Raw genomic sequence first — 2983 nt, 5'->3', positions numbered from 1 at the left:
TCTTCATTGTTTTGATTGTCGTTGTCATTTTGGTTATTTTCTTCATTATCATTATCATCTACTTCTTCTTCATCGTTATCATTTTCAGAAGGTTCTTCAGGTTCTACAGTACCTGGGCCATGAACATTACATACTCCAGCAGGTAATCTATAAGCATAGTCTCTAGGAATTATTCCAGAGTTCTCCCATGGTTTATATATTGGATCTGTTTTTACATAAACTCTTTGAACTACTAAACTATTCGGACAATACTTATTTGCTATTTTATCCGTACTTTTATCTACTCTTTCAGAGACATGGACATCACAGTATTCTGAAGGCATTGTTCCTTTGGCAAAGATTTCATTTTTAATAATATGCCTTGGATCTTGAGCACATAATTTTGTAGCTCGTTTACCAGATTGTGTACATACACTTGCAGATAATATACCGTCAGGTCTATTAAAGGAAGACTTACCATCAAGTCCATCATGTGCCTTAGTCATAATATGTTTCCAAAAGGATGCTGCTGTAGGACTGCTTTGAGTTAAGGTGATTTTTGGAGCATCATTTCCTATCCATACACCTGTTGCATAATATGGAGTAAAACCTACAAACCAGATATCAGCTTTGTCTTGTGTAGTACCAGTTTTACCAGCAGTTACCATATTAGAAAGTTGTGCATTTCTACCATAACCACTAGTAACATTTGTTCTTAATATATCGGACATTACGTATGAAACTTGAGGTGAAACTACTGTAGTTTCTCTAGGTGTATTTTCTAATAAAACATTGCCATCTTTATCTAATATTTTAGTAAAAGCTATAGGCTCAACATAGACTCCATTATTTGCTATTGCACCATATGCAGCTGTTACTTCAAGAGGTGTCAGCCCATTAGTCATACCACCAAGTCCTAGGGCTGCTGGATTTTCATCATTGTTCACATTTTCAGCTGCAGTTACAAAATTATCCTTTTCTCCATTTTGTTTATTTATTATACCCAGTTTTTCTAAGTAGGCTTTGGATGTATCTATTCCTATATTTTCTACTGTTTTTATGGAAGGAATATTTCCTGAATCTTCGACAGCAGCTCTTATAGTTCTGATCCCTTTAAAACCACGATAGCTGTTTCGTGGATTCCATTTTCCTCTTCGAAGTGGTACATCATCTATGGCTGATGCTGCAGTATATCCATTATCAAGAGCTGGAAGATATGCTGACAGTGGTTTTATAACTGATCCAGGTTGCCTTGTAGCGTTTGTAGCCCTATTTAAAAGTCTATTTCCTTCTACATCTCTACCACCAACTATAGCTTTGATTTGTCCACTTCTATAGTCTAATACTACTGTAGAAGATTGAGGTTGTACGATTCCTTCTTTATCAATATAGAAATATTTTTCGCTAATGACCAAATTACCATTATCATCTACTTGAGAAAAGTCATCTTTTTCATCTAAAAATTCTTTTGTAATGATGACATCTTTATTTTCAGAAATCTTAAAGTTGTCTTCAGATATATCAAAAGATCCAACTGTATGAGTTACTAAGTTTTTCTTGTCATCAGTAGTATAGTAATCAGCTATATCTATATGATTTTTGTAAGCATTCAGTTTCTTATCTTTAATTATAATATCTCCATTATCAGATATAGAATAATTTCCTTTTCTTATAATAAGATTAAAGTCTTCATCTAAAAGATTATTTTTTTTATAGAAAATAATCTTACCTTTATCATCTCGTATGTCTCCAGCTCCATTTAAATTCCAGTTTATAAGAGCAGACCCTCCAGCCTTTCCTATTAAAACTTCAGTAAAGTTTTCATATACATCCTCTAGTTGTTTTTGAAGACTTATATCTACTGTAGAATATATTTTAAGTCCACCCTTATAAAGAAGATCTTCTGCATCTTCCCTAGAGTAGTCTAGTTTTGTAATTAAAGAATTTACTACTTGACTTTTAACATAATCTGTAAAATAAGAAGTAATATCTGTCATTTTTTTCTGTCCGGGTTTTAATGATTCCTTAATATCTTCATTTAAAGCTTCATCATATTCTGCCTGGCTAATTTTACCAAGATCTAACATTTTTTGTAGTACTAATCTTTGTCTTTCAACAGAATCTTCATTAAATACTAATATATATTTTTCACCTAATACATTAACTTCACCTATTGCAACTTGACTATCATCATCATATTCTTGTGCCTTAATTCTTTGAAAAGGTTGGTAATGTACGGGACTTTTAACAATTCCAGCAAATAGAGCTGATTCCGCTAATGTTAGTTCTTCTACATCTTTAGAAAAATAAGTTTGTGCGGCTTCTTGTACTCCAGTTGCATTTTGTCCAAAAAAGTTTCTATTTAAATATGCCTCTAGGATTTGATCTTTATGAAGTACCTTTTCTACTTGAAGTGACAAATATGCTTCTTTAATTTTTCTAGAAAGTTTTTGTTCATTAGTTAAATATACATTTTTAACTAACTGCTGGGTTATAGTGCTTGCACCTCTTTTAATCCCACCAGATTTTAAATTCTCAAATAAAGATCCTATAATACCTTTTGGATCTATACCTTTATGTTCTGTGAATCTTTCATCTTCAATAGATATAAATGCGTCTTGTAAATGTTGAGGCATTTTATTTAAATTTACAAAAGTACTATATTCCCCAGTGTCCATATCTATTTTCTCCATAAGTTTCTCATTGGAGTCATAAATAGTTGAAGTTTGACTTAGGGTAGAGTTTATCTCTACAGGGTCTATTTCTGGTGCTTCCTTTATAATAGATATAACTATGCCTCCTAAAGCACCACCTGCAACTATAGCAAACAATAGTAAAACTAATAAAGTTACCTTTAAAGATTTCATAAAAGTTGCTTTTTTACTTTTTTTATTTTTTATATCTTTTTTGTCTTTGTTATTATTATTTTTAGACATCTTTTCCTCCTTATATTAAAATATAGAATAATCATATTATATCACAATGGTAATAAATTGTTAATAAA

1 protein-coding gene is annotated in these 2983 nt (G+C 31.4%); it reads right to left on the bottom strand.

Annotated elements, in window-relative coordinates:
- Nucleotides 1–2915: penicillin-binding protein 1A (locus ACTHW2_RS12460; RefSeq protein ID WP_442264224.1), on the bottom strand; the 2915-nt coding region annotated here is incomplete at its 3' end.
- Nucleotides 2916–2983 lie beyond the last annotated feature (68 nt).

The organism is Tissierella sp. (assembly GCF_052089545.1).
Lineage (GTDB): Bacteria > Bacillota > Clostridia > Tissierellales > Tissierellaceae > Tissierella_A.
The sequence above is the reverse complement of the archived record's forward strand: the minus strand, read 5'-3'. Positions and strand labels throughout refer to the sequence as shown.